General features: G+C 65.8%; 21 protein-coding genes and 1 pseudogene. 11 read left to right on the top strand and 11 right to left on the bottom strand.

Going from position 1 to position 25,160, the window contains the following annotated elements; translation table 11 throughout:
* The first annotated feature begins 43 nt into the window (after positions 1–43).
* Together AB431_RS02810 and AB431_RS02805 are read left to right on the top strand one after the other, a co-directional pair.
* Positions 44–301: a hypothetical protein gene (locus AB431_RS02810; protein ID WP_047328662.1), complete on the top strand. Its 258-nt coding sequence runs from the start codon at positions 44–46 to the stop codon at positions 299–301.
* A gap of 20 nt (positions 302–321) precedes the next feature.
* Positions 322–1,224 (top strand): aldose 1-epimerase, encoded by a 903-nt coding sequence (locus tag AB431_RS02805; RefSeq protein ID WP_047328661.1) that lies wholly within the window; start codon positions 322–324, stop codon positions 1,222–1,224.
* 19 nt (positions 1,225–1,243) lie between these two features.
* On the opposite strand, the gene AB431_RS02800 is transcribed toward AB431_RS02805, so the two are convergent.
* The 4 genes from AB431_RS02800 to dnaK are packed head-to-tail and all read right to left on the bottom strand — an operon-like array spanning position 1,244 to position 5,335.
* Positions 1,244–1,624, bottom strand: coding sequence for a heat shock protein transcriptional repressor HspR (locus AB431_RS02800; protein WP_047328660.1), 381 nt, complete (start codon positions 1,622–1,624; stop codon positions 1,244–1,246).
* On the bottom strand, positions 1,624–2,802 hold the full coding sequence (gene dnaJ / locus AB431_RS02795) for a molecular chaperone DnaJ (RefSeq protein ID WP_047328659.1): 1,179 nt from the start codon (positions 2,800–2,802) through the stop codon (positions 1,624–1,626). The genes AB431_RS02800 and dnaJ overlap by 1 nt, the downstream gene beginning before the upstream one ends.
* A 50-nt stretch (positions 2,803–2,852) precedes the next feature.
* Positions 2,853–3,485, bottom strand: a complete 633-nt coding sequence (gene grpE / locus AB431_RS02790; RefSeq protein ID WP_047328658.1) for a nucleotide exchange factor GrpE — start codon at positions 3,483–3,485, stop codon at positions 2,853–2,855.
* Positions 3,482–5,335: a molecular chaperone DnaK gene (dnaK, locus tag AB431_RS02785; RefSeq protein WP_047328657.1), complete on the bottom strand. Its 1,854-nt coding sequence runs from the start codon at positions 5,333–5,335 to the stop codon at positions 3,482–3,484. Before dnaK ends, grpE begins: the two co-directional genes overlap by 4 nt.
* Before the next feature lie 199 nt (positions 5,336–5,534).
* Between dnaK and AB431_RS02780 the strand changes: the two genes are divergently transcribed.
* Entirely contained in the window at positions 5,535–8,738 is a 3,204-nt protein-coding gene (locus AB431_RS02780; protein ID WP_082135849.1) for an adenylate/guanylate cyclase domain-containing protein, read from the top strand.
* A 143-nt stretch (positions 8,739–8,881) separates the two neighbouring features.
* Here AB431_RS02780 and AB431_RS02775 read toward each other — a convergent pair.
* Positions 8,882–9,218: pseudogene (locus AB431_RS02775) on the bottom strand (alpha/beta fold hydrolase); the annotation flags it as partial.
* A gap of 172 nt (positions 9,219–9,390) precedes the next feature.
* On the opposite strand from AB431_RS02775, the gene AB431_RS02770 reads away from it, so the two are divergent.
* Positions 9,391–11,496, top strand: a complete 2,106-nt coding sequence (locus tag AB431_RS02770) for a S9 family peptidase (RefSeq protein ID WP_047328656.1) — start codon at positions 9,391–9,393, stop codon at positions 11,494–11,496.
* On the opposite strand, the gene AB431_RS02765 is transcribed toward AB431_RS02770, so the two are convergent.
* The 3 genes from AB431_RS02765 to AB431_RS02755 are packed head-to-tail and all read right to left on the bottom strand — an operon-like array spanning position 11,493 to position 14,537.
* The gene (locus AB431_RS02765; protein ID WP_047328655.1) at positions 11,493–12,731 is read right to left on the bottom strand and encodes an MFS transporter; all 1,239 of its coding nucleotides are present in this window, start codon (positions 12,729–12,731) and stop codon (positions 11,493–11,495) included. The two genes, AB431_RS02770 and AB431_RS02765, sit on opposite strands and share 4 nt — an antisense overlap.
* 1 nt (position 12,732) lies before the next feature.
* Positions 12,733–13,482: a GAP family protein gene (locus AB431_RS02760; protein ID WP_158423504.1), complete on the bottom strand. Its 750-nt coding sequence runs from the start codon at positions 13,480–13,482 to the stop codon at positions 12,733–12,735.
* A 29-nt stretch (positions 13,483–13,511) separates the two neighbouring features.
* A complete protein-coding gene (locus AB431_RS02755) occupies positions 13,512–14,537 on the bottom strand; it encodes a TIGR03617 family F420-dependent LLM class oxidoreductase (protein ID WP_369803109.1) in 1,026 nt (341 codons plus the stop codon).
* Positions 14,538–14,610: 73 nt separating this feature from the next.
* On the opposite strand from AB431_RS02755, the gene AB431_RS02750 reads away from it, so the two are divergent.
* The 3 genes from AB431_RS02750 to AB431_RS02740 are packed head-to-tail and all read left to right on the top strand — an operon-like array spanning position 14,611 to position 18,581.
* On the top strand, positions 14,611–15,459 hold the full coding sequence (locus AB431_RS02750) for an SDR family oxidoreductase (protein WP_047333014.1): 849 nt from the start codon (positions 14,611–14,613) through the stop codon (positions 15,457–15,459).
* A 37-nt stretch (positions 15,460–15,496) separates the two neighbouring features.
* The gene (locus AB431_RS02745; protein ID WP_052960165.1) at positions 15,497–17,740 is read left to right on the top strand and encodes a hypothetical protein; all 2,244 of its coding nucleotides are present in this window, start codon (positions 15,497–15,499) and stop codon (positions 17,738–17,740) included.
* A complete protein-coding gene (locus tag AB431_RS02740) occupies positions 17,712–18,581 on the top strand; it encodes a hypothetical protein (RefSeq protein ID WP_144418178.1) in 870 nt (289 codons plus the stop codon). Before AB431_RS02745 ends, AB431_RS02740 begins: the two co-directional genes overlap by 29 nt.
* A 3-nt stretch (positions 18,582–18,584) precedes the next feature.
* On the opposite strand, the gene AB431_RS02735 is transcribed toward AB431_RS02740, so the two are convergent.
* Both AB431_RS02735 and AB431_RS02730 read right to left on the bottom strand, forming a co-directional pair.
* Entirely contained in the window at positions 18,585–18,905 is a 321-nt protein-coding gene (locus AB431_RS02735; protein WP_047328651.1) for a WXG100 family type VII secretion target, read from the bottom strand.
* A gap of 78 nt (positions 18,906–18,983) precedes the next feature.
* Positions 18,984–20,717: an acyl-CoA dehydrogenase family protein gene (locus AB431_RS02730; RefSeq protein ID WP_047328650.1), complete on the bottom strand. Its 1,734-nt coding sequence runs from the start codon at positions 20,715–20,717 to the stop codon at positions 18,984–18,986.
* A gap of 190 nt (positions 20,718–20,907) precedes the next feature.
* Here AB431_RS02730 and AB431_RS02725 point away from each other — a divergent pair, with 190 nt between their 5' ends.
* Genes AB431_RS02725 through AB431_RS02710 form a run of 4 tightly spaced genes read left to right on the top strand, consistent with a single transcriptional unit; the run spans position 20,908 to position 23,635 of the window.
* Positions 20,908–21,435 (top strand): hypothetical protein, encoded by a 528-nt coding sequence (locus tag AB431_RS02725; protein ID WP_047333012.1) that lies wholly within the window; start codon positions 20,908–20,910, stop codon positions 21,433–21,435.
* Between the two features lie 10 nt (positions 21,436–21,445).
* A complete protein-coding gene (locus AB431_RS02720; protein WP_047328649.1) occupies positions 21,446–22,378 on the top strand; it encodes an LLM class F420-dependent oxidoreductase in 933 nt (310 codons plus the stop codon).
* A 48-nt stretch (positions 22,379–22,426) separates the two neighbouring features.
* Positions 22,427–23,035, top strand: a complete 609-nt coding sequence (locus tag AB431_RS29365) for a hypothetical protein (protein ID WP_052960163.1) — start codon at positions 22,427–22,429, stop codon at positions 23,033–23,035.
* Positions 23,036–23,053: 18 nt separating this feature from the next.
* The gene (locus AB431_RS02710; RefSeq protein ID WP_047328648.1) at positions 23,054–23,635 is read left to right on the top strand and encodes a hypothetical protein; all 582 of its coding nucleotides are present in this window, start codon (positions 23,054–23,056) and stop codon (positions 23,633–23,635) included.
* On the opposite strand, the gene AB431_RS02705 is transcribed toward AB431_RS02710, so the two are convergent.
* Positions 23,632–25,128 (bottom strand): dynamin-like GTPase family protein, encoded by a 1,497-nt coding sequence (locus AB431_RS02705; protein ID WP_047328647.1) that lies wholly within the window; start codon positions 25,126–25,128, stop codon positions 23,632–23,634. The two genes, AB431_RS02710 and AB431_RS02705, sit on opposite strands and share 4 nt — an antisense overlap.
* Positions 25,129–25,160 lie beyond the last annotated feature (32 nt).

Genomic DNA, 25,160 nt, shown 5'->3' with positions numbered 1-25,160 from the left:
CGATGATGTCTGAGGGCGGGGTGGCAACAGTGAGGGGTTGGGGATGACACCTGCCGGTCCGGCTGACGAGAACGGCATCCGAGAACTCGACGCCATCGCCTGGGAATTCCTCTGCTCTCCCTACACGGAATTGACGTATTGGGACTGGCCGCTGGAACGGCGGCTGGATACCTACCTTCGTCATCAAGAACGGGATGACATCCTCAACAGCGGGGGCGCCTACGCGATCGTGATGGATCGGGTGATGGCCAATTTCGGCCGCGCCCGACGGGACGGTGTTCTGTCCCCGCCGAGTCTGTAGCGCATCGATAGGATGCGACGATGGCCGAGCTGCCGTCCGTCGTTCTGCGTGATCCGTCGTCACCGTTGACGGCGACCTATGTGCCCTCGGCGGGCATGGTCTGCACCTCCCTGTCCGATGACGGCGTGGAGCTACTGGGCCAGCGTCGAGGACTGCAGGCCTATCTGAGCGACGGTAAGACGCTGGGCATCCCGATACTGTACCCGTGGGCAAATCGGTTGAGCGCCAACGGGTATGAGCTCGACGGTGGCGCAGTGACGTTGACGCCCGGGAAGGGCGGTGTCCGCACCGACCCGCACGGCCTGCCGATCCACGGCGTACTTGCGGCCTACCCGGGCTGGCTGGTCACCGAGCAATCGCAGAACCGGCTGATCGCCGACCTGGACTACGGCAGCCGGCCGGCCTTGTTGGCCAGCTTTCCGTTCCCGCATGTGGTCACCCTCGAGATCGCGCTGGCCGACCGCGCGCTGACGGTGGAGACCACGGTTACGGCCACCACCTCCGCGGGGGTGCCGCTCTGTTACGGCTTCCACCCCTACCTGACCATTCCGGGGGTCCCGCGCTCAGAGTGGACGCTGGAAACGCCGCCGCTGCACCATCTGCCGGTGGACGACCGGGGCATCCCGACCGGTGAGGTAGTGGATTGGCCGGCCTACTCGGAGAAGCTGGGCGACAAGACATTTGACGACGGGTACGACGCGGTGCCGCCGGGCGGGGTGTTCGCACTCGCCGGCGGCGACCGTCGCATCGAGGTGGTCTTCGACCACGGATTCCCGGCCGCGCAGATCTTCGCGCCGGGCAATGACGACGTCGTGGGTCTGGAGCCGATGGCCGCGCCGACCGATGCGCTGAGTGCGGGTCGCTACAGCACCGCGGTGCCCGGGCGGCCCGCCGTCTCGGTGTTCACCATCCGCGTCAGCTAGCGCCCCAACCGACAATCCGTTACCGGCGCGGCTTCCACACGACCAGCGCCGTGCTCTTCGGCGCTACCACCAGATCACGACGCTGTTTGGCCCGCAACGACTCCAGCTCGGCCATCATCTCCTCGACGCGGGCCTGCAGGGCCTCGACGTGATTGGTGAGCTCGATGATCCGCTTGATCCCCGCGAGGTTGACGCCTTCGTCCTGCGACAGCCGCTGCACTTCACGCAGCAGCTCGACGTCGCGTTCCGAATAGCGCCGTCCGCCACCGGAGCTGCGCTGAGGGCTGACCAGACCGAGCCGGTCGTACGTGCGCAGGGTCTGCGCATGCATACCGGCCAGCTCGGCGGCCACCGAGATCAGAAACGTTCGGGTCTCCCGGGACTCGTTGGACGCGGCCATCAGCGGTTACCCGCCCATCCCGCCCGGGGGTCGAACCCGCTGGACCGCTCCGCGGCCGCGTAGGCCTCCAGCGCCTCCAGCGCCTGCCCCTCCAGGTTGGGTGGCACCGCCACCTTGACAGTGACCAACAGGTCGCCGTGGCCGCCGTCGCGCTTGGGCACCCCGCGCCCACGCACCCGCAGGATCCGGCCGTCGGCGGTGCCCTTCGGCACCCGCACACCGACCTTGCCCTCCAGGGTTGGTACGGAAAGCGTTGTACCCAAAGCTAATTCGGTGAAGCTCACCGGGACCGTCACGGTCAGGTCGTCGCCGTCACGGCCGAACACCTTGTCGGGCCGCACATGCACGGTGACATACAGATCGCCCGACGGCGCACCCCGCAGCCCGGCTTCTCCCTGGCCGGCCAGCCGGATGCGCTGACCGTCCTCGACACCCGGCGGGATCCGGACGTTGATCGTGCGGGTCCGGGTGGTGACCCCGGTGCCGCGACACTCGTCGCAGGGATGCTCGATGATCGAGCCACTGCCCCGGCAGTCGGTGCACGGCTCGGAGAACCCGAACGCGCCCTGGTTACGGTTGATCACCCCGGAGCCGTTGCACGTCGGACACACCTTCGGGCTGGTGCCCGGACGTGCGCCGCTGCCATGGCAATTCGTGCACGGCGCAGGGCTGGTCAGCCGCAGTGGCATCGCGACACCCTTGGTCGCCTCCAGGAAGTCGAGATCGGTCTCGGTCTCGAGGTCCTTTCCGCGCCGCGGCCGGCTGGGCCGTGGTTGTGCGCCGCGCCCGAACAGGCCACCGAACAGGTCGCCGATGTTGGTGCCGCCGGTTTGGCCGGCCGTGTCGAACAGGTCGTTCAGGTTGAACTCGCCGCCGTCGGCGCCGTAGCCACTGAAGCCGCCGAAGTTGCCTCCGCCGTTGCCGCGGCGGAAACCACCGCCGGCGAACATCCGCCGGGTCTCGTCGTACTCCTTGCGCTTGGCCGGATCGGTCAGGACGTCCCTGGCCTCACCGACCTCTTTGTAGCGCTCGTCGGCCGCCTTGTCGTCCGGGTTGCGGTCGGGGTGATTCTCGGCGAGCAGCTTGCGCGCCACCCGCTTGATCTCGTCCTCGCTGGCGTCGGAGGAGACGCCGAGCACCTTGTAGAAATCCTTCTCAACCCATTCTCGTTGAACCATGCCGCGTCACCTCCTCTCACCGTTTGTCACGTTGTTGATCCGATCTTGCGCTAATTCGATTCTGCGTTCTGCGCGCCACTCTGCTCGCCGTTGACGGGCGTGTCGGCGTTCTGAGACGCCGCCGGGCCGTCGTCGACGGTGTCGACCACCCCGACGAGCGCGTGCCGCAGCACCTGATCGCCGAGTCGGTAGCCCTGCCGCATCACGGTGCCGAGCACCGGCTTGGAGCCTTCGCCCTCATGCTGCACGGCTTCGTGCAGCGACGGGTCGAACTCGTCGCCTTCGGCGCCGAATGCCGTCAGACCGAGCCCGGCCAGCGCGGCCGTCAGCTTGTCGGCGACCGACTTCAGCGGGCCGGTTTCCAGATCGCCGTGGCTGCGCGCGCGGTCGAGATCGTCGAGCACAGTGAGTAGTTGGCTCACCACGGTGGCCTTGGCCCGTTCGCCGGCCAGCTGCTGATCGCGCAGTGCGCGCTTCCGGTAGTTGGCAAAGTCGGCCTGTACTCGCTGCAGATCGGCGGTGAGTTCGGCGACCTTGTCGGCCTGCTCCCCGCCGGCGCCCGCCGCCTCCGGCGCCGGCCCACTGGGGGCCGGGCCGGAGGACTCGCGAACTTCTCCGGTCTGGGGGTCGATTCGGCGCTTGTCGGTGACAGTTACCGGTTCTTCCTCGCGACCTTCACTCACTTGCGCTCCTGCTCATCGTCATCCACGACCTCGGCGTCCACGACATCGTCATTGGACGACGAGCCGCCCGAGGCGTCGGCGCCCTGATCGGCCTGCGTCGCCTCATAGATGGCCTGGCCGAGAGCCTGCGACTCCTGACCCAGCTTCTCCATGGCGGACTTGATCGCACCGATATCGGTACCGGCCAGCGCCGTCTTGGCTTCGCTGATCGCGGCGTCGACCTTGGTCAAGGTTTCCTCGGGAACCTTCGAGCCGCCCTCGGTTTCGCGCTGCTCCGAGACGAACTTCTCCGTCTGGTAGACCAGCGACTCGGCCTGGTTGCGGACGTCGGCTTCTTCGCGACGCTTGCGGTCTTCCTCGGCGTGCGCCTCGGCGTCCTTGATCATCCGGTCGATCTCCTCCTTGGAGAGGCCGGAGCCTTCCTGGATCTTGATCGTGTTCTCCTTGCCGGTGCCCTTGTCCTTGGCGGTGACGTGCACGATGCCGTTGGCGTCGATGTCGAAGGTCACCTCGATCTGGGGCACGCCGCGCGGAGCCGGCGGGATGCCGGTCAGCTCGAAGCTGCCGAGCAGCTTGTTGTGCGCCGCGATCTCGCGCTCACCCTGATAGACCTGGATCTGCACCGACGGCTGGTTGTCGTCGGCGGTGGTGAAGGTCTCCGACCGCTTGGTCGGGATCGTGGTGTTGCGCTCGATCAGCTTCGTCATCACGCCGCCCTTGGTCTCGATGCCCAGGCTCAGCGGGGTCACATCGAGCAGCAGAACGTCCTTGACTTCACCCTTGAGCACACCGGCCTGCAGCGCGGCGCCGACGGCCACGACCTCGTCCGGGTTGACGCCCTTGTTGGGCTCTTTGCCACCGGTGAGTTCCTTGACCAGGTCGGTGACCGCGGGCATGCGGGTGGAACCACCCACCAGCACCACGTGATCGATGTCGGACACCGAGATGCCGGCGTCCTTGATCACCTGCTGGAACGGCGCACGCGTGCGGTCGAGCAGATCCTGGGTGATCTTCTGGAATTCCGAGCGGGTCAGCTGCTCGTCGAGGAACAGCGGATTCTTGTCGGCGTCGACGGTGATGTAGGGCAGGTTGATCGAGGTGCTGCCACTGGAGCTCAGCTCGATCTTGGCCTTCTCGGCGGCTTCACGAAGCCGCTGCATGGCCATCTTGTCCTTGGTCAGGTCGATGCCGCTGGTGCCCTTGAACTTGTCGACCAGCCAGGTGACGATCCGGTCGTCCCAGTCGTCGCCACCGAGGTGGTTGTCACCGGAGGTCGCGCGGACCTCGACGACGCCGTCGCCGATCTCCAGCAGCGAGACGTCGAACGTGCCGCCGCCGAGGTCGAAGACCAGGATGGTCTGTTCCTTGCTGCCCTTGTCCAGGCCGTAGGCCAGGGCCGCGGCCGTCGGTTCGTTGACGATGCGCAGCACGTTGAGGCCGGCGATCTGGCCGGCTTCCTTGGTGGCCTGACGCTGGGCGTCGTTGAAGTAGGCGGGCACGGTGATGACCGCGTCGGTGATGTCCTCACCGAGGTAGCTTTCGGCGTCGCGCTTGAGCTTCATCAGCACGCGAGCGCTGATCTCCTGGGCGGTGTAGTCCTTGCCGTCGATCTCGACGGACCAGTCGGTGCCCATGTGTCGCTTCACCGAACGGATGGTCCGGTCGACGTTGGTCACTGCCTGGTTCTTGGCGGGCTGGCCGACCAGCACTTCGCCGTTGCGTGCAAAAGCGACCACCGACGGCGTGGTGCGGGACCCTTCGGAGTTGGCGACGACGACCGGGTCGCCACCCTCCAGTACCGCCACGACGGAGTTGGTGGTCCCGAGGTCGATGCCGACCGCACGAGCCATGTTGAATCCTCCTGATAGTTACGTCTTTGGGTCTGAGCGAACCAGGCTCAAGACTGCCCCTGCCGCCGGGCGGCTGTCAAGCCAGAGTTGAGTCGGTTTCACTCAAGTTGTCGAACGGGTCAACGGCGGGTGTTCCGGATTTGTTCCCGCCGGCTGCTCGACAGCGCTGACCAGCGGTGAAACGATCAACGCCGTGGACGTGAGCCGGGGAGGCGGCGGGGAGCCCACCGCAGCAGTCCCGATCTGTGGCTCATGCGGCGCGCAGTTCCACCCAGGCGCCAATTTCTGCAGCGAATGCGGAGCGCGACTCACCCGTGCGAGCCTTTCGGCGGAGTACAAACAGGTGACGGTCTTGTTCGCCGATGTGGTGCGGTCGATGGACATTGCGGCGACGCTCGATATGGAGCGGATGCGCGAGATCATAACCGAGCTCGTGGAGAGGTCGGCGACGGCTGCACGCCGTTACGGCGGAACCGTCGAGTACACCGGCGACGGCGTCATGGCACTGTTCGGTGCCCCAATTGCGCTAGAAGACCACGCTTTTCGCGGATGCCTCGCTGCTATGGCCATCCAGCAGGAGGCACATCGGCTGGCAGGAGACGTGGCGCGTCGCGACGGTGTCGCGTTGCAGCTACGAGTCGGCCTGAATTCGGGTCGAGTGATCGCCGGCGAGATCGGGTCGGGCGCACTGGGCTACAGCGCGATCGGCCAGCACGTCGGGATGGCGCAGCGAATGGAGTCGGCGGCTCCGCCCGGCGGGGTGCTGCTGTCGGAGTCGACAGCGCGGCTGGTTGAGCACAAGACAGTGCTGGCTGACCTGGAATGGGTCCACATCAAAGGAAGCGACAAACCGGTGGCCGCGCGGCGGCTCACGGGCATAGAGCTGCGTCACATCCCCGCCCGGCGCACCGAGGCAAACTTGGTCGGCCGGCGGTGGGAGATGGCAGCTATCGACGCGATGGTGGACCGCGCTCTCGGTCGTCGCGGCAGCGTCGTGAACATCGTTGGGCCGCCAGGTATCGGCAAGAGCCGCACGGCAAGGGAAGCAGCGGCGCTGGCGAGTTCTCGCGGCTTCGAGGTCTTCTGGAGCTTCTGCGAGGCCCATGCCAGCGACATTCCTTTTCAGGTGGTCACGCAACTTCTTCGGGTGTCCATCGGAGTGTCCGACCTCGATGCGGCCTCAGCGCGCGAGAAGCTGCGGGCACAATTCATCGAGGCCGATTCAGAGGACCTGTTGCTACTCGATGATTTGCTGGGCATCGCGGATCCAGAAGTGTCACTGCCACAGATTGATCCAGGTGTGCGGAAGCGCCGGCTAACGACATTGATCAACAACGCGACGCTGGGCCGTACCACACCGACGCTGTACATCATTGAAGACGCACACTGGGTCGACCCCGTGAGCGAATCGATGTTGGCCGATTTCATCAGTGTCATTCCGAATACCCCGTCGATGGTGTTGATCACCGCCCGCACCGAATACAGCGGCGCACTGCTGCTCGTCCACGAAGCGCAAACAATTTTCCTTGACCCACTGGCCGATTCGGACACCGCTGAGTTGATCGACGCGTTGCTGGGTCGAGACCCGTCGGTCGGCGAGCTAGCGGCGGTCATCGCCGACCGCGCTGCCGGCAACCCATTCTTCGCCGAAGAAATGGTGCGTGAACTCGACCAGCGCGGAGTGCTGATCGGTGAGCACGGTAGCTACATCTGCCGGACCGCTATCGCCGAAGTGAGCGTCCCGGCCACGGTACAAGCGGCCGTCGAGGCGCGGATCGACCGGTTGAGCGTCTCCGGCAAACGAATGCTCAACGCGGCTGCGGTGATTGGCATTCGTTTCGAAGCTGAACTCGTCACCGAACTCGGCGTCGACCCGGTATTCGATGAGCTGATCGGTGCGGAGCTGATTGACCCGGTGGGGTTCTCTCCGCAAGGCCGGTATGCGTTCCGACACCCGTTGATTCGTGCCGTCGCGTATGAGTCGCAGTTGAAGTCCGATCGCGCCGAATGGCATTTACGCGTCGCCGCCGCGATCCAGGCACATTCAGCGGATGCGTTGGAGGAGAATGCGATCCTCATCGCCGAACATCTGCAGGCGGCCGATGAACTGCCCGGCGCCTACGGCTGGCACATGCGTGCAGGTGCGTGGTCGACCAATCGTGACATCGACGCCGCCCGCCGCAGTTGGGAGCGAGCCCGCAGCATCGCCGATCAGCTGCCGGGCGAGGACGCTGACCACCTGTCTATGCGCATCGCGCCGCGGACCATGCTGTACGCCACCGTCGGATGGAGCCCGGCCGGCGAGGGCAGCCTGCGCCGGTTCGAGGAATTGCGGGAATTGTGCAACGCCGCCGGCGACAAGGTCTCGCTGGCGGTCGGCATGACCGGCGCGGCAACCGAACTCCTCTACGCCGGGCGTTCGCGCGAAGCGTCACCACTGGCCTCCGAGCAGATGGCACTGCTCGAGTCGATCGGCGATCCCGACCCCACTGTGGGGCTCGCGTTCGTTGCCTTCAACGTCTGGTTCGACGCCGGTGAATTCGGCGAGCTCTCAAAGTGGACGCAGGCCATCATCGACCTCGCCGACGATGATCCGGCCAGGGGTGCCGGCTTCGGACTGGGCTCGCCGTTGGCCGCCGCGTTGGCAATGCGCGGTGCGGCCCGATGGTGGCTGGGGCGTCCCCAATGGCTTGAGGACCTTCATGGCGCCGTCCTGATGGCCCAGAACGGCGACCCGGAAACCCTTGCTGCCATTGTCACTTGGTCGTACGGCCACGCGATCACATACGGGGCGCTGCGTGTCGACGACTCGCTCTTGCGGACGATTGAACAGGTGGTGCCCCTCGTCGAGGGGACGAACGACGTCGCCGCCTGCATGGTGTTGTACACATTGGCAATCGCGCTGTTGAACCGCGACGACGCGGGCGACCGTCGCCGCGGACTGGAAATGATGCGTGCGGTACGGGAACAATTCCTGGGTATCCCTACTCTGTTCCTGGTGCCACTCGCCGACGTGTTCATCGGTCAGGAAGAGGCCAGAAGCGGTGACCGCGATGTTGGCGTCGCGTTGATACGCCAAGGGGTGGACGTGCTTCGGAGGACCGGACGCCTCGGTTACGGCGTGTGGGGCGCGAGCGTTCTCGTCGAGGCACTGCTGGACCGCGGGCACGAAGGGGACACCGCCGAAGCCGAAGAGGCCGTCGACTGGTTAACCCATCTCGCGGCCGATCAGGATTGGGCGATTCTGGAGATCATGTTGCTTCGGCTCAATGCACTTCTGGCGCGTGGGCGGGGTGATGCCATTTCGTATCGGCAGTTGGCGATGCGTTATTGCACGAAGGTGGAAGTTGTGGGCTTCGACGGACACATCGCCAGGGCGAAGGCAATGGTCAGCGACGGATGAGCTGTCGGAGGTAAAGCCACTCGTCCGCTCGGCGATACTGTTTCGCACCGGAATCGACGTCAGCGGGGTTCGTTCTCGCACTTTCGCGCGCCAGCGTCGATCTCGACGCCGACGTCGGGGGTTCACCAGGTGCGCGAACCCGATCAGGACCTGATGAACGCCAGCAAGTCCGGATTCAAGACGTCCGCGTGCGTGGTCAGCATGCCGTGCGGATAGCCCGGGTAGGTCTTCAGAGCACCGTTAGCAAGCAAGTCGACCGCGCGGGGCACCGAGCTCGCATATGGCACGATCTGGTCGTCGTCGCCGTGCATCACCAGGACGGGGACGGTGATGTTCCTCAGATCGTCGCTGTAGTCCTCGAGCCACGAGTACACGGTCTCGTAGTGAGCCTGGGCGCTGCCGGCCATGCCTTGCCGCCACCAGTTGGCGATGACTGCCTCGGATGGCTTCCGCGCCTGGACGGTTGAATCCGTAAAAGGGGACCCGACGCGTCATCGGCCTCCCTCGTGTCGTGTGAGACCCGATCGTAGCTGCGCCACAAGCCGTCTCGGCCGACATCGGCCAATGCGCGAATTTTGACGAGTACGTCAGACTTGTCACAGGTTGGACCAACCGCCAGACATTACCGGTGCGTCACGCTACTTATAGACAAATGGGTGCAGGGGCGTTCGTCGGTCGAATCGGTGGGCTTGCGGTAGCGCTGGGAATCGGGGTTGCCGTCGTCTCCGGAGCCGGGCAGGCCTCGGCCACACCCGTCGGTTCCTCGGATTCGTCGTCGGCGAGTGTGGCCAGCTCAGGAACTTCGTCGCAACACAGCGGGGTGGCCAAGAGCGCCCGAAAGGCCACCACCGATTCGGGCACTGTCACCGGCAGTAAGACCACGTCGAGGTCGACCGTTCAGTCGGTGACGGCGCCGCGTGCGACCGCGACCGCGACCGCGATGCGCGGCGTGACCGACGATCCCGCGGCACCGGTCGATTCCCCGGTGACGCTGATGCTCGCAGCGGCGTCCCGCCGTGAATCATCGGCCACCACTGCACCGCAGCGCACCATGGCCACCGCGGCAACCACGGTGAGTACGGCGGACCTTCCGGCGATCCCGACGTCGGTCGTTGCCATCCCGCAGACCCCGCCGCTGGAATTCCTGCAGCACATCCCGGTGCTCGGGCCAGTGCTGTTCACCCCGATCGTGGCGTTCATCCACCAGATCCCAGTCCTCGGCGACATCCTTCATCCGCTGTTCGGCTACCCGGTGCAGCCGGGCGCGCCGACGAACGCGGCGAGGCCGCGCGACGTCAAGGTGGTCTCGCCTGTCGACGGCGCTCAGATCTACGTCCATTTCATGCCGGCGACCGGGCTGCAGCAGGGCGTCCAGGCGCCGACGATCTTCTACGGTCCGGGATTGGGGATGCCCGGCCAGACGAGCATCGACGGCACCTTTCTCGACGGAGTCCTCACCAACGCCCTGGGCATGCCCAGCATCCTCGCGCTACGCAATGCCGGCTACAACGTCGTGACATGGGACCCACGCGGCGAATACTTCTCGGGCGGCCAGTTGCAGATCGACTCGCCGGATTACGAGGCACGTGACGTGTCGGCGATCATCAGTTGGGTTGCGACTCAGCCAGAGGTGAAGCTCGACGGCGATCCGGCGGACCTCGACCCTCGAATGGGCATGGTGGGTGCGTCCTACGGGGGCGGCATCCAATTGGTCACGGCGGCAACCGATCACCGGGTCGACGCGATCGTGCCGACGATCGCGTGGAACAGTCTGACGACCTCGCTGTACAAGGCCCAGTCGTTCAAGAGCGGCTGGGGCACGCTGCTGTCAGCCGTGCTGGTTCTCACGCTCGCCCGCACCAACCCGGCCATCATTCCGGCCACCATCTACGGCGACCTCACCGGCAGTCTGACACCGACGGATGTGGCGTTGCTGGCGGATCGCGGCCCCGACTACCTGCTCGATCAAATCACCGCGCCCACGCTGTTGATCGAGGGCACCGTCGACACACTCTTCACCTTGGCTGAGGCCGACGCCAACGCGCAGGTGCTCATGGACAACGTCCCGACCAAGGTGATCTGGTTCTGCGGCGGTCACGGCCTGTGCACGAACGATCTGTTCAACACCGGCGGCGTACTGGTCCAACAGCGCACCCTCGCGTGGCTTGATCGCTACGTCAAGGGCGATGCGGTGGACACCGGCCCGCAGTTCGAGTGGGTTGACCAATGGGGACAACACCTTTCGTCGGCCTCCTACGATCTGACGCCGAGCGACTCAGTGATGCTGTCCAGCACCACGGCCCAGACGTTGCCACTCGTGCCCCTCCTGGGTGCGGGCGGTCTGTTCGGGCTGTTGCCCATCGGGTCGTCTGGAGCGATCGATGCACTGAACTACACGACGCCGGCCGTCACTACGACGACCTACGTCGTCGGTGCGCCTCACCTGACCTTCAACTACTCGGGCACCGGCACGGGAGATCATCTGTACGCCCAGCTCGTCGACAGCTCAACCGGCCAGGTGCTGGGCAACCAGGTCACCCCGATCAAGGTGACCCTCGACGGCACTCAGGGCATCGCCGACGTCGACCTCGAGATGGTGGCCCAGACGCTGCAGCCCGGCCAGACGGTCACGCTGCAGGTCTTCGGGTCGTCGGCGTCGTACCGCGCGGTGGGGGCGCTCGGCTCGGTCACCATCTCGAACGTGGCGCTGTCGCTGCCGACGGTCGACCCGTCGACCGTCACCGTCAACGCGGCCTAGCTTTCGCTGCTCTCCGGTATCTCGTTGCCGGGCAGGCGTTTCAGTGCTCGCGCCAGGGCAAGCTGCGCCAGGGCGAAGATGCCCAGCGCGCCGCCGACGATTCCGAACGATCCATATGCGGTGGTTCCTGCGGTGAACGCCCCGCCGACCAGACTGTCCACCCCCACCGACGCGGCCGTCCGGCCGAACTCCGAGGCAGCGGTCACGCCACCGGCGTGCTCCAGCGGCGTCAACTCCTGCCGCCAGCGCGTGAGGACCAACCGGGCGCAGACGTTGCTGACCCCGAACAGGAACACCGCCACCACCATGATCCACAGGTTCACCGGCATCCAGCCGACCGCGAGCAGCAACGTCCCGCCCACTCCCGCGAACATCCAGCCGCGGCCGGAGCCGCGGCGCACAGTGACCGTGTAAAGCAGTGCGCCCGCCACCCCGCCGAGGGCGAAGGCCGATCCGACGTGACCAGCCATATGCGGTTGGTGCAGCAGCCCTTTGGCAAAGAACGCACTCAGGTCTTTGCGTAGTTCGTAGAGGTGGAACAACATCAGACCTAGGACCACCATCAGCAGGTACCGGTGCTTGAGGATGTACTTGACACCTGCCCACGCACCGCCGTGGGCGTGGTTGCGGTCTTCGTCGGGGATGGCCGGTCGCTCGGGAATCAGTAGGTAGCACCCGGCCGAAAGAGCAAAGCCGACCGGAATGACGATGTGCGACACGATTTCTGCCGACCAGGTCATCAACCCGCTGAGCATGAGCGGTCCCACGACAGCGCCGATCTCGAAGGCCAACTCGTAGCGGGAGTTGATTTTATCCAGCAACCGCGGTCGGTGCCCGGCAAGTTCAAGGGGAATCGTGTGGACGGAGGTGTCGACATATCCGCGGATCAGCGCTTCCGCGCTGTAACACACCATGACCCAGGTTAGGTTGACCAAGCCGAGTGTCATCGCAGCGGGTATGCCTGCCAGGACCACGCCACGCAGAAGCGTGGCGGCGACCAGTATGCGGCGGGCCCCGAAGCGCTCAGTCGGCCAGCCGCCGAGGTAGGTACCCACCATGTGCAGTGCGGTGCCGAATGCCGAGAAGAATGCGGCGCTGCCCAGTGACCCGGACAGGTCTGCGACGAGCAGTGGCTGCGCCAAATGCACGGCGCTGTTGGCGATCTGGGTGAACAAGACGCCGCTGAGCAGTCCGCCCAGGCGCACCGAATTCGCCTCGCCGGTCCCGCGATTCACATCAGTGCTTCGGCATGTGCTCGAACGCACCGTGGCCGACGAATACGGCGGCGGCCAGCAGGAGCACGGCCACGATCCAGCGGCCGTGCACCTTCATGATGCGCTCGTAGCTTTCCTTGATGCGGTCGGCCGCACCCGGCCGGACGAGTTCGATGACCGTCGGCGTCAGAGCGGGAACGACGGCGATCACCGCGAAAACCACAGCGCCGAGCGCACGTTCGGGACGGTCGCCGATCTGCAGTATCTGGTGGCCGGCGGCGATCGCAATCGGAAAGACTTTGGGGTGCAGACCACACACCGCGAAGCCGGCCATTGCGGCGCGGTTGATTCGTTGATGGGCAGGCAGATCCGCCTTCGGGTCCAGCCCGGGGAAACGCTGGGTCAGCCGGGTCCGCAGCTTGCTCGGACGGTGCTCGGGCTTGGACACGTCGGCAATCGGCCGGTGCCGAAGCGCGCCGATCGCCCGGCGCACACCGATGGCCAGCAGCGCGGCGGCAATCAGGATCCGGACGATGAAGCCCGGCCATGAGGCGTGGTCAGCGCCAGACGCGGGCGTCCCGGTCAGCGCGGCGATACCCACCCCGATGCCGGTGGCGAAGGCGATGCCGACGACGGCGCCTCCGGAGAACGCGAGGGTCGCCTGCCGGGGCACCTTCTTGTCACTGGCGACCACCAGTCCGAGGACCAACGTCTCGGGGCTGAACAGCAGCGCGAGCGCAAGCGTCGCGATGACCGCGAGATGTGTGGTCACGGGCACATCCACGCCGGCATGGCGGCAGGCTACCGCGCCGGACGCCCGAGCGCGGTGCCTTGCGAGAGTTGTCGCGCCACCTCGCCGTAGCGCTCGAATCTCTCGCTGTCGCCCAGCGCGTTGTAGAGCACGATGCGGCTGGCGGTAGCGCCGTACTTGTCGGCCAGGGCGGCGGCCAGTCCGTCCCACGTCGACTCGGTGGCGAACGTGGCGATGTGGTCATCGGTGATCTGGGCCGCCATCCCGTTGATGTCGCCGGCCTTCTGCTTTTCCCGGATGCGGGCGGTGGTGCCTTCGAAGCCGGCCTCGTCCCAGATGAACGCGTAGTTGGGCGTGCTCCCGTAGAAGCTCATGGAGAACCGGACCCGCTCCCGCTCGGCTGCCCGTTCCTCGTCGGTGTCGCCGACGATCGTCATCACCGGCACGATCAGCGCGATGTCGGATGGTGAGCGCCCCGACTTCGCGGCTCCCTCAGCAACTTTAGGTACCACATGGCGCGCGATGTAACCGGGCTCGCCGATCGGGTGAACGTGCACACCGTCGGCCACTTCGCCGGCCATCCGCAACATCCACGGGTTCACCGCCGCGATGTCGACCTTCGGATCCGGCGCCTCAATGGGTCCGGCACTCCACTGCGGGGTGATGAAGTCCAAGTCGTAGAACTCGCCGTGATGATCGAGGGTACCGGTGCGGAAGGCGGCGAAGCACGCCTTGACGGCCAGCACATAGTCCCGCAACCGCGGACCCGGACGTTCGAACTGCGTGCCATAACGCCGCACGACGTGGGTGCGGACCTGGGTGCCCAGGCCCAGCCGGAAGCGTCCGCCGGTCCCCTCCTGAAGCTCCCACGCGGTCGCCGCGGTGATGAACGGGCTTCGCGGGAACGCCACGGCTACACCGGTCGACAACTCAAGGCCCGGCGCGGCCTGCGACGCCACCGCAGCGTTGAGGTAGGGCGTGCGGCCGGTCTCGGTGAACAACATCCCGGAGAATCCAGCGCTCTGAGTGCGCTCCGCGAGGCTGCCGATTTCTCCCAGCGGCAGCGCGGTGGTCATGACGTCGACGTCCACGATCGGAGGTTACGCCCGGGAGCAGCCGGCGACGTCACCGGTAGGCCATACTCGCTCGGTGGGTACCTTTGCAGTCACCGGTTCGGCATCGGGCATGGGCAGCGCGGTCGTGGAGCGGCTGCGGGCCAACGGGCACACCGTGATCGGGGTGGACATTCAATCCGCTGACATCGTGACCGACCTTTCGACGCCGGCCGGTCGACGGGCGGCCGCCGATGCCGTACGTGTCGCGTGCGACGGCCGGCTCGACGGGGCGGTGTTGGCGGCCGGGCTCGGGCCCACCCCAGGTCGGGAGCAGCCCAAGCGCATCGTCGAGGTCAACTACTTCGGCGTCGTAGAGCTTCTGCAGGCGTGGCGGCCGGCACTCGCAGCGAGTGAACGCGCGAAAGCTGTTGTCTTCTCCAGCAACTCGACGACCACGATTCCGGCGATTCCCGGTCGCGCCATTCGGGCGCTGTTGGCCGGTGACCGCGACAAGGCGGTGCGGACGCTTCGGATCCTCGGCCCAGCGGCGCCGTCGATGGCGTACGGCGCATCGAAGATCGCCGTCAGCCGCTGGGTACGCCGCCACGCGGTGACGCGCGACTGGGCCGGCGCCGGGATCCGGCTCAATGCCATCGCCCCGGGCGCGATCCTGACGCCACTGCTGGAAAAGCAGCTGGCCACCCCGGCGGAGGCCAAGGCCATTCATTCCTTCCCGGTGCCGATCGGCGGCTTCGGCGACCCAGGGCACCTGGCCGACTGGGTGGTGTTCATGCTGTCCGACTCCGCCGACTTCCTCTGCGGCAGCGTCATTTTCGTCGATGGTGGCTCCGATGCCTATTTCCGCGCCGATGACTGGCCCAGATCGGTACCGGCCTGGCGGCTGCCGCCGTATCTCCGAAAGTTCCGCCGCTTCTCGAAGTGAATTGCCATAGCCACCAGCTCGGGTAAGTTTGCTGGCTGTGGGGATTTCGCTGACGGATCTGGAGACGTGGGATCCGGGGTCGATACGCGCGGTGGCCACCGCTGCGAACAATCGCGCCGGCCAGGTGCGCGACGTCGCCCACAATCAGAACGCGATCATCACCAATCTGGAATGGCAAGGCATGTCGCAGGAGGCCGCGGCGAGCACGGCGGTAGCCATCAGCAACACGATGCTCGCGCACGCCGACGAGTGCGACCAGGCAGCTCGTGATGTCTCGGCTGCGGCTTCAGAGGTCGAATCCATCAAGGCAGAGTGGTCGCGGATCCAACACATGGCCGACCACTGGGGCATCGCGATCGACACCGCGACTGGCGAACTGCACTACATAATCCCCGACGATCCGGAAGAACGAGCCGAGGTCGAACATCACGTGCAGATCGTGCACGACGCGATTGTGGACCTGCTGCGACGAGCCAACTCCACGGATCAGCATCTCGCCACAGCGGTGAGCAACGCCATCTCGGAGACCGCCGACAGCATCGGCGACGATCCGAAGGTCTCGCCACAGGCTGCGAAGGAGACCGTCGAGCACGCCCTGGCGGGCGACAAATCGGCAGCCGCAGAGGTCAAGGCGGTACTGAACTCCATCAACGCCGACCAGCGAGCCGGCAACGAACCACTCACGCCGCTTCAGGCATCGATTTTGAGTCAGATGCAATCCCAGCAGGCTGGTATGTCTGTCGACGCCCTCGCCAACGCTGAACAGAACATGGGCGACGCCAAGTCGGCGATGGGCGATTCCTGGCAGCTGATGAGCAACCCGAACATTCACTTCCCGAAGACCGATGCAGGCGGGCTGGAAAACGCGAACAACATGGCCACCGGCGGCGTCGGCCAGCTGCCGTCCAGCGTCCAGAGCACGCTGCAGTCGAAGGGCATGTCCCAGCTCGGCGAGATGAGCAAGCTGACGAACATCGTCAAAGACGGGACTCCAGTGTTGCGGCAGGGCACCGCACTGGACCGCGGCATGCTCAATAAGGCGACAGAAATGATGAACTCGCCCACGTTCCACGGCACGCCTGTAGGCGGTAAGGGTGGCTATTCGGGTGTCACCGGCAACGGCGAACCAGTCGCTCTCGACGTACTGGCGACTGCCGGTCAGGACCATCTGGCCATTCACGACATCACTCGCGACACCGCTTACTCGGACAACTTCATGAAGGGCGCGCTGAGCACCGATTGGAGTGACAACGGGAAGGCGGTCGGCGACATGTTCAGCTGGACCGGTGATGCCGCCAACGGACCGGACGCCAAGATGGCGGCCGAGACGGCGTCGGCCTACGGAGCGTATGTGGGAGGGCACGAACAAGCTTTCCTTCACATGGACGGCGATCAAACACTGGGCCAGTTGAATCCCGAGGCGGTGCGCGGGCTTTCACACGGACTAGCTCCATACATTCCGGACATCGCCCAGACTTCCCCCGAGATGCGACACGACGGCTTCGCCGACATCGACTCCGCGCAGGACGTCGAAAGCGGAAAGATGACCAACGCCAAGGGTCTCTTCTCGGTGCTGAGCACCGACAAGCAGGCATCGGACTTCTTCAATGCCGAAGCCGGGCGCGATGCCGTCGCCGAACAGAACCAGTGGGCCAACGACTACAAGAACGGAGTGGATGTCTCCGGAGACAACGGTCATCTCAAGAACTCGATGACACTGCAGGGCTTGGTCGACTCCGGTATCCACAACGCCACCGATGCAACGGGAATGAACGACGACGCGAAGGCGGCGGCCGCGTATGACCTCAAGAAGTCCGCATACGAACTCGCGTTCGGGACAGCGGACATCGCGGCACCCGGCTCAGCCGTCACCGGCCAGGCTTTAGAGGAGTCACTGATCGGAGCTGCGCCGACGGATCAGTGGAGCCAACACGACATGTCGGACATGCAATCCGGCCAGGCCACCAAGCAGATGTTGAATGCCCTGGTGCACAACGGCGTTGAGGTTCAAGGGTTGCCTGACGGAATGATCGCTCCGGCCGACGCCAGTCATCCCGACGGGCCGTATGTGCGTTCGTATGAGGAGTACAAGGCCTGGGTGGCGGCAACTACGCCAAGGACGGACTCATCGCTCGGTACTTACGATCAGAAGGTCAACTCATCGGTCAACGACACCATCGACCACGGGGTGGACGGCGGTGTCGCAAGCCAACTCACGAACATGACCGACCGCTACAACGCCGTCACTAACGATGCTGACCCGCAAAACAAGAAGAAGTGAGATGGGTCGACACCTGACCACCCTCATCCGCCTAACAGCTACCCTTGCCATGGGCGCTGGCCTCGTCAGCAGCTGCGGCCACGCTGCAACGCCGAGTGCACCACCCAAACAGCCGGAGCGGTGGCCGCCCACGCTGTCTGATCTTCATTTTGTGTGGACCGCCGAGCCCGGCATCGACCTGTTGAGCCAGCCGGTTGTCGCCCTACGCGCTTACACCGAATCCAAGGCCCTAGTGGCCTCCGGCGGCAGCCTCGATTATCTATACCCCGGGTTCAATCGTGCCGTCGAGCCGAATGCACCACCAAACATGGGCAACCCATATTCTACGTTGAGCCGGTATCCCGAGCCGGGAGGCGACGGCAAACGATTGGCCGGCACCGCACTCAATCACGTTCTGCGCATTGCCGAGACCGGACGAGACGTCACCGTGATCCTCTGCAACTGGACCTACGGCGCTGCTTGGCAGCAGCGCGACGGCATGTACCGCATCCAAACTCCCAACGCCGGAGCAACGGCCGCATTGGTAGTAGAACGCATCAGCCTGCTCGCGCCCGCCGACCGCAACCTTGACGTGTTGGCACCTCAGAAGGGACCGTCGCCGTACTCGCTGATCGACGTGTTCGGTGGATGGAAAATTGTCGGAAGCTTGTGGGCCTTCAATACCAAGGGCTTCACCCAAGAGTGGAAAGAATGGCCGGAGTTCCCCCAGGACCAAGCCGCCTGCGCCGACCGCGCACCCGTCAGCGTCGAACGACGCGAATACCTGACATCGGCAGAACGACCACGCTCGGATTTCCCGACGCTGCCCAGCTATCCCGGCTGGCCCGTCGAAACGAAATGAGCGCTACGTAGTCCTGTCAGCCTGCTCGCCGACGGCCTTCAGCGTCTCAGCATTGCGCTCTTCCATGTAGCTGAACATCTTGGCGCTGGTGTCCATACCCGCCGCCTGATGGTCCAACGCGGCAGTGTGCTTGGCGGTCAATGTGTTCCAATGCTCGGTCAGCGACGACAGCGCCTGCGCCGAGGAGCCCACCCAGCCGCTCTGTGCCGCACCCACACTGCTCACCGACTGGCCGTGAGCCGCCGACAACGCGGTCGACTGTTCGGCCATTTTCGAACTGCCGGCCGACAAGCCGTCGATATCGACCTTCAACACGTCACTCATCGCATCTCCCACCCGGAACCAGCTGTATCGGACACGATATCTCGAAGACGCCGACGCTTCACTTCACTCGGGAGCGCCCTACGGGCGCATGGCGTACGCGCCGTCGTATGCCTTGACCTGCTCCCACACTCGGTCGAAGCGAGCGGCATCGGTCACCGGCTTGCGCACCGCATTCAACGCCCACTCCTGTTGCGCCGACGTCGAACTCGTCTTGCCGTGCAACGCCACCGCGTAGGCCGAGAAATCGCGGACCTGCACGTCGAAGATCTGATCCACCAGATCCGGATCAATGCCACGCAGTTGCGCCTGCTCCAGGATCAGCTGGCCGTACACCACGAGCGTGAACAAATGCCCGATCACGAGCATGAAGTCGAGGTCACGCTGCTGCTCGGCGTCGGGGGCGGCGGTGAGCAGCAGCTGTTGCAGCGCGCGCGCCTGCTCGAGAAAACGCGCGACATTCGGTACCGACGATGCCTTTTCGAATACCGGCACCCAGTCGGCGAACTGCACTTTGGAGGCACCGCGGGCAGGGCCCTGCGCCCAGAAGAATGTGTCGTCGGCCCGGTCGTCGCGGGTGGCGATCTCGGGGTAGTCCCCCGGGTTGAGCAGATAGTTGGGCATGAACTTGAGGATCTGAGCGACGTTGACGTGCACTGTGCCCTCCAGTCGCGGCAACGCCCCGATCAGCCGAGTGACCTGGGTGAAGTACGTATCGCGCTCAAAGCCCTTGGCGGCCATGATGTCCCACAGCAGGATCACGACCTTCTCACCCTCGGAGGTCACCTTTGCCTTGGTCGCCGGGTTGAACAGCAGGTAGCGACGGTCCTCGAGGCTGGCGCTGCGGAAGTAGTCGATCGCCCGGTCACTGAACAGCTTCATTGCGATCAGCCGAGCGTAGGCCTCGACCAGACCGGCCCGCACGTGCGGGAAGTCGGTGACCGGGTTGCCGTACAGGATGCGGTTGTTGGCGTGGCTGATCGCTTCGTAGAACGCGTGCTCGCACATCCCGATCGAGGCGGTGCACAGATTGAACTTCCCGACATTGACGGTGTTGAGTGCCACCGAAAACGCTTCTGGCCCAGTGCACAAGATATCTTCTTCGCGCACCGGATAGTCGTGCAGTGCAAAGTTACTGACGTACATCTGTCCGCGCACGACATTGCCGATCAGTTCGTAGGCCGGATGCGCACTGTCGGCGACGAACCACACGTAACCGTCGGGGCCCTCGATATCGGACCGGCGGGAGAAGACCGACACCATGCCGGCCACGTTGCCGTTGCCGATGTAGTACTTCTCGCCGCTGGCGCGGAAGGCCAGGCCATCGTCATCGGCCGGCGTGAGGATCATGTCGGTGTCGTAGATGTCGGCGCCGTGTTCGCGCTCGGACAGGGCGAACGCCATCACAGCGCCGGCTTCGAGCTGCGCAGCGGCCCGCTCCTTGGCTTTGATGTTGTCGCTCTGCCAGATTGGGCCCAGACCCAGGATCGTGACCTGCTCGGCATACCAGTACGCCAGGCCGTAGAAGCCCAAGATCTCGCTCAACGCGGCGTTACGCGAGGTGTCCCAGCGTTTGTTGTCATCCCCGAGGCCGAATTCCGATGGTGTCAGGAAGGTGGCGAAAATCCGCTCCTTCCCGACGAATTCCAAGAAGTCGGTCACCCACACCGCGTCATGGTCTTCTTGAAGCAACCGCGCCTTGCCGCGCTGCTCGAACCAGCCGATCAGCGCCTGCAGTTGGCGTCTGGTCTCGGGATCGAACTGTCTCGGGTTGTACGTGTTCGGGTTGAACAACAGGCCGCCGGTGTCGGTCATGGCTCACTCTTTCGTCGCTGCGTCGAATCTAACGCGATCACGGTCGCCGCGGCCGAAGGTTCGTCAGGCTCGACCAGCCTCACCCCGCGAGTCACTCGAGTCACTTCCGTCACTGCATGCGTACCCTGACATTCGACGGCAGGAGTTGGGTGTGCGGAAATCCCACGGCGTGAGAGCCGGAGTTGCGGTGATGTGGCTGGTGGCCGCGGGCGCGGCCGCCGCCGGGTGCAGCACCACCACCGACGGCGCGGCCCGGTGTCCGGGCTGCGGGCCGGGCGGAGAGCCGAGCTTCCCCAGCAGCAAGCCGACCGTGTCTACGCCGACCACGACATCGTCGGCCACCCCGACACCGTCGCCCATGGTGCCCAACCCGGGCGGGCAGAACCTTGCGCCCAGCGACACCGGCTACGTGTACATCGAAACCAAGTCCGGTCAAACCCGCTGCCAGCTCAACTCGCAGTCCGTCGGCTGCGAATCGAACTTCACCAACGCGCCCGTCGTCAACGGAATTCCTGCCAACGGCGTCGAGGTCACCGCGGGCGGCAGCCTGCGTTGGATCGTCGGCAACCTCGGCGACATCCCGACCACGACGCTCGACTACGCGACTTACCACGCGGTCGGCTGGACCATTGCAGCCGGCAGCGACGGAACCCGGTTCACCAACGACGGCACCGGGCACGGAATGTTCGTCGGCACCCAGGGGGCCGAGGTTTTCTAAGCTGGGCGGTATGGATTTCCGCGTCTTCGTCGAACCCCAGCAAGGTGCCAGCTACGCCGATCAGCTCGCCGTGGCGCAGGCCGCCGAATCCCTCGGCTACTCAGCCTTTTTCCGCTCCGACCACTACCTTGCGATGAGCGGTGACGGTCTGCCCGGGCCGACCGATTCCTGGGTGACGCTGGCCGGCATCGCCCGCGAGACCAGCACAATCCGGCTCGGCACGCTGGTCACCTCCGCCACCTTCCGCCATCCCGGGCCGCTGGCGATCTCGGTGGCCCAGGTCGACGCGATGAGCTCGGGCCGGGTCGACCTCGGCGTCGGTGCCGGGTGGTTCGAGAAAGAACATCTGGCTTACGCGATCCCGTTCCCGCCGCTGGGCGAGCGGTTCGAGCGGCTTCGCGAACAGCTCGACATCATCACCGGGCTGTGGACCACACCGGCGGGCCAGACCTTCGATTACGACGGCACCCACTACACGGTCAAGGACTCCCCCGCCCTACCCAAACCGGCTCAGAACCCCCATCCGCCGATCATCATCGGCGGCGACGGACCCAAGCGCACCCCGGCGTTGGTCGCCCGGTTCGCCTCCGAGTACAACCTCGCGTTCCCGGCGCTGGACTTCGTCGAACCCCAATACGACCGGGTGCGCGCCGCCCTGCGAGACGCCGGCCGCGCACCTGACGACATCGTGTACTCGGCGGCGTTCGTGGTCTGCGCCGGGCGCGACGACGCTGAGATCAGCCGCCGTGCGCAGGCCATTTCCCGCGAGGTCGACGAGCTGCGCACCAACACGCCGCTGGTCGGCACGCCCGGGGAAATCGTCGACCGCCTGGGGCCGTTCATCGAAGCCGGCGTGCAGCGGGTGTACCTGCAACTGCTGGATATGACCGATCTCGACCACATCGACCTGTTCGCCACCGAGGTGGTTCGGCAACTCGCCTGATTGCCGAACCCTGCATCGGCCCTGGCAAGCCGTTTAGCATGGATAGCCGTGGCGAAGCACGACCCCGCCGGGGATGTCGACGAGGCATCGCCCGTCCCGTTCGGTGACCCGTTCGGGCCGTATCCGGAGCAGCCGTATCCGGGGTCGGAGCGCGCGGCCGAGACTTCGCCCAGCGGCGACACCGACCCGCCGACGGATCCCGCCCTGCCCGTGCTCACCGTCGACGACGGGTTCGACCCGTTCGCCCCGGATGCGTTCTGGTTTCCTGAACGGCCGTGGTACCGCAAGAAGCAGGCCACGCTGGCGATAGGCGCGATAGGCGCGGGTGTCGTCGCGATCCTGGTCGCAGCGGTCCTGCTGGTGGCGCTGGACTCCGATGACTCCGGACATTCGAAGACCACGCCGTCATCGACGTCGACAACCCCGGCGACGACCACCGCGCTGACCAGTTCACAACCGCCCGAACCTCCGCCGCCTCCCCCGCCGCCACCGGGCAGCCCGCCGCCGGCACCGCCGCAGGGTACCTGGGCGCCGCGCTACCCCCAGCAAAGCGGCGGCGACCGCCCGAACGTGACAACCCCGCAGACGCGGCCGCCGCAGATCAGCGTGCGTCCCACCCACCGCCCCGCCTTCCCCAATCAACCGGGCAGCGGCTGACGGTTAGAATCGGAACCCGTGGCGCGCGACGGTTCCCCCGACGACCCGAACAACTACTCCGACAGTGACCCGACGCAGTACGCAAACTACGGCGGCACCGGCGGCGAGGCCTACAGCGACTACCAGCAGTCCGAATACGGAGCTCCGACCGGTTACGGCGACTACCCGCCGCCGCCGCCCGAGCCGACCCCCTGGTACCGCAAGCCTGCGGCGCTGGTCGGCCTCGGTGTCCTGACGGCGCTCGTCCTGGCCTTGCTGATCTACGCGATCGTCCAGTTCACCAGCGGCAGCGGCTCCAGCCCGACGACCACCACGAGGACCTCGCCGACAACGTCGACCACGGCCGCGACGTCGGCGACGGAGGCTCCGGCACCGGGTGTCACCCAGACCGTGACCGAGTCACCGACCGCGTCGGAGGCCCCCGCGACGACGACGCCGACCACCACGACGACCACCGAGGCGCCGTCGACGAGTACCAGCACCAGCACGAGTACCAGCACGAGCACGTCCACCTCGGTGAGTACGGTGACCGAGACGGTGACCACGACGCAGCGCGTGCTGCCGACGATCCCGGGCTTCCCGCGGCCGGGCGGCGGTTAAGCGCCGGCAGCGTACATCGCGACGAGCGCCTCAGCGCTGCGTACGGCGGCACGGCACGCCCTGCTGGTGAACGGGTCGTTGAGCGGGTGTTCAGCACGCCGGCGCCAGCGTTGCGCCGTGGCGAACGCGGCGCGCGGTCCGTCGTCGAGCGTTTCCGGGGTCAGCCCCAGCCGGCTTGCGGGATCAGTGCCCGATCCGCCGATGATCCGCCGCAGCGAAACCATCTCATCCTCGGTCAAAGTCGTTGGTCGAGAACGTAATTGACTGAGCAGCCGGAGTTCTTCGAAGGCATGGGTGTCGGCCAGCAGCGGGTCGATGTCGGCGATGATGTACGGCGTCGCGGTGATCGGGTGCATCTCGACGAACCGCCGGAGCGAGACCAGCGCGGTGTGCGCCTTGAGCAGTTCGGACCGCTGGGCGAACTGCTGGTCGATGACGTCGCGCAGCGCGATCAGCCCGCTGCGTTCGAGCAGTTCGTCAGCCAGGGTGACCGAATCGGTTGCGGCGCCGGCCCGCAGAACGGCGATCGAGATCCGCAGGCCGAACATGCCGAACCGGTCGAGCAGCTGAGCCCGGGTCTGCGCGTCGACCGGCAGTGCACTGTCCTCGCGAACGAAGCGGTCCACCGACAGCATCGCCTTGTTCAATTCGTTGGCGTCGACGGCCGCCAGCTTCTCCAGCGCGGCGAACTCGGATTGACGCAGAGTCCGCGCGGTGAGCGCCAACAGGCCCGAGACGGGAACCACTGCCTGACAGATGCCGGTCCGATCCAGTTCGCCGGTGAACCGCTGCGCGACGTCCTTGGCCGACATCATCGCGTCCAGGCGGCCGGCGCCGATCTCGTCGGCGCGGGAGGCCACCCCGATGACGCCGAGCGCCCCGGAGGACCCGCCGACCAGCTCGCCGATCTGCTTGAGCAGTGCGATGTCGGCGGCGTTCAGGGTGCGCAGCAGGAACACCACGGCATCGACTCGCGGCACACCGTCCTCGGGGACCAGCAGGCGCAGGGTCCGCTCGGACACATCACGTGACAACGAGGACGTGCCGGGCGTGTCGATGATCGTCGCGTCGATCAACTCGGCGGCCGGCCATTCCACGTCGAGGTCGACGATGTCGCTGGCATCGAGCCGGCCGAAGTCGAAGGTCAGTCCGGCCCACCCGGCTTGGCCGCGAGCGATCGGCACGTTGGAGCGCCGTCCGCCGACATGATTGGCGGTCACCTTCGGGATCGGGCCGTGCCGGAACCAGGTGACGATGCGGGTGGCCTCGGTGGCGTCGGTCGGCGCAATGTTCTCACCCACCAGCGCGTTGACCAGAGTGGACTTGCCGGCCTTGAGTGTCCCGGCCAACGCGATGCGGATCGGCTGGTTGAGCCGCCCGGCGATGCGGTCCAGCTCGTTGAACACATCGGGCCGCTCGCGGTACGCCGGTTCACCCTGGTATGCGCGACGGGTGCCGCCCAGGATGGCGCGAACCTGATCGCTGGTGCTCATCGAACGACGAGTCTACGGTCCGGCGGCCCGCG

The organism is Mycobacterium sp. EPa45 (assembly GCF_001021385.1).
In the GTDB taxonomy this organism is placed as follows: Bacteria; Actinomycetota; Actinomycetes; order Mycobacteriales; family Mycobacteriaceae; genus Mycobacterium.
The sequence above is the reverse complement of the archived record's forward strand: the minus strand, read 5'-3'. Positions and strand labels throughout refer to the sequence as shown.

Excerpts from the sequence above, each read along its gene's own strand:
- AB431_RS02755 (WP_369803109.1), bottom strand. The coding sequence starts at position 14,537 with ATGACCACCGCGCTGCCGCTGGGAGAAATCGGCAGCCTCGCGGAGCGC.
- AB431_RS02740 (WP_144418178.1), top strand. The coding sequence starts at position 17,712 with ATGCTGACCCGCAAAACAAGAAGAAGTGAGATGGGTCGACACCTGACC.
- dnaK (WP_047328657.1), bottom strand. The coding sequence starts at position 5,335 with ATGGCTCGTGCGGTCGGCATCGACCTCGGGACCACCAACTCCGTCGTG.
- dnaJ (WP_047328659.1), bottom strand. The coding sequence starts at position 2,802 with ATGGTTCAACGAGAATGGGTTGAGAAGGATTTCTACAAGGTGCTCGGC.
- AB431_RS02810 (WP_047328662.1), top strand. The coding sequence starts at position 44 with ATGACACCTGCCGGTCCGGCTGACGAGAACGGCATCCGAGAACTCGAC.
- AB431_RS02705 (WP_047328647.1), bottom strand. The coding sequence starts at position 25,128 with ATGAGCACCAGCGATCAGGTTCGCGCCATCCTGGGCGGCACCCGTCGC.
- AB431_RS02770 (WP_047328656.1), top strand. The coding sequence starts at position 9,391 with ATGGGTGCAGGGGCGTTCGTCGGTCGAATCGGTGGGCTTGCGGTAGCG.
- AB431_RS02805 (WP_047328661.1), top strand. The coding sequence starts at position 322 with ATGGCCGAGCTGCCGTCCGTCGTTCTGCGTGATCCGTCGTCACCGTTG.
- AB431_RS02725 (WP_047333012.1), top strand. The coding sequence starts at position 20,908 with ATGTGGCTGGTGGCCGCGGGCGCGGCCGCCGCCGGGTGCAGCACCACC.
- AB431_RS02800 (WP_047328660.1), bottom strand. The coding sequence starts at position 1,624 with ATGGCCGCGTCCAACGAGTCCCGGGAGACCCGAACGTTTCTGATCTCG.
- AB431_RS02730 (WP_047328650.1), bottom strand. The coding sequence starts at position 20,717 with ATGACCGACACCGGCGGCCTGTTGTTCAACCCGAACACGTACAACCCG.
- AB431_RS02720 (WP_047328649.1), top strand. The coding sequence starts at position 21,446 with ATGGATTTCCGCGTCTTCGTCGAACCCCAGCAAGGTGCCAGCTACGCC.
- AB431_RS02735 (WP_047328651.1), bottom strand. The coding sequence starts at position 18,905 with ATGAGTGACGTGTTGAAGGTCGATATCGACGGCTTGTCGGCCGGCAGT.